This window comes from Streptomyces calidiresistens (assembly GCF_014141525.1).
Lineage (GTDB): Bacteria > Actinomycetota > Actinomycetes > Streptomycetales > Streptomycetaceae > Streptomyces > Streptomyces calidiresistens.
This window is the reverse complement of record NZ_VKHS01001151.1, coordinates 1-1,280: the sequence shown is the minus strand read 5'-3', so window position 1 is coordinate 1,280 and position 1,280 is coordinate 1. Positions and strand designations below refer to the sequence as shown.

The window sequence follows — 1,280 nt, the reverse complement described above, 5'->3', positions numbered from 1 at the left end:
CGGGGGCCCGGCGGGGCGGGAGGCGGCACGCCGTCGGCGACGGGGCGCCGGGGTGGGCTCCTGCGCGGCGTCGCCGGCGGCGTTCCCACTCGATTCGGTGCGTGTCGGTGTGTCCGCTTCGGCGGACTCGTTGTGCTCGTGCATGCGGGCGGTTCTCCCGTCACGCTCCCGGGCGCCGCGCCACGGGGGCGGGCGCCGCTCGGGAGCTGTCGTGTGTCGCTCGCCGGTTCCGGGGGATCGTGTACCCGGCTACGGCGAAAGTCTGTTGGTCCGGTGCGCCGGTGGGAACAGCCGGGCCCGAATGGCTCCCGGCCCCGGGCGGTTCGGCGGCGCGCGACAGCGCCCCTAGCCGGTGGTCTCCGGCACCGCCGCGGCCTGCCGCCCGGCGGCCCCGGATGGGGTGGCCGCGGCGGCGTCGCGGTCGGGCGCGAGCGGATCGCCCACCGATCCGGTCCCCTCATCGAGCGGCCCCTGCGCCAGCCTGGTCACCGCTGCGGGGACCGGCGGCGCCAGGTCGGCCACGGCTCGGAGGCCGGACAGGACGTCGTCGGGTCGCACGGCAGGAGTGTCGTGCCGTACCACCAGGCGAAGTATCGCACAGGGTCGGCCCGGTCCCCCATCGGACCCTCCGGGAGCGGCCGGCTCGCGGTGCGCGGCGCCCCCGGTCACGGTGTCGGCGGCGGTGTCGGCGGTCTCGGCGGGGAGGGCCTCGAGGGAGACCACGGCCCCCCGGGCGTCGAAGGCGCGCATGCCCTTCTTCGTCTGGCGCCGCACCTCGACGGTGTCGGCGGCGAGGAAGGCCGTCACGGCCCGCCGGGCCTCCTCGACCGGCACACCGTCCAGGCGCAGCTCCCACCGGGACGCCTCCAGGCGCTCGGCGAGGTGCGGGGTGCGGGCCTCGACGGCCTCGATCACGTCCAGGCCGGTGGGCAGCGACTCGTCGAGCAGCAGGCGCAGGCGCTCGGGGTCGCGGGACTCGGTGAGCGCGATCTCCAGGTACTCGGCCTCGCTGGCGGTACCGGTGGGGGCGGCGTTGGCGTAGCTGACCTTGGGGTGCGGGGTGAAGCCCGCCGAGTAGGCCATGGGGACCTCGGCCCGGCGCAGGGCGCGTTCGAAGGCGCGCTGGAAGTCGCGATGGCTGGTGAACCGCAGGCGTCCGCGCTTGGTGTACCGCAGCCGGACCCGCTGGGTCGCCGGCGCGGGCGGGGGGCCTGTGGGTTGTCTCTTGCCCAGTGTCGTTCAGTCCTTCGGGGGCTTTCTCTTACACACATTTGACGCTT

At 75.9% G+C, this 1,280-nt stretch carries 1 protein-coding gene; it reads right to left on the bottom strand.

The features are described 5' to 3' along the window. Positions 1 to 345: 345 nt before the first annotated feature. Positions 346 to 1,233 (bottom strand): TIGR03936 family radical SAM-associated protein, encoded by an 888-nt coding sequence (locus tag FOE67_RS26040; protein WP_182667279.1) that lies wholly within the window; start codon positions 1,231 to 1,233, stop codon positions 346 to 348. Positions 1,234 to 1,280: the final 47 nt, after the last annotated feature.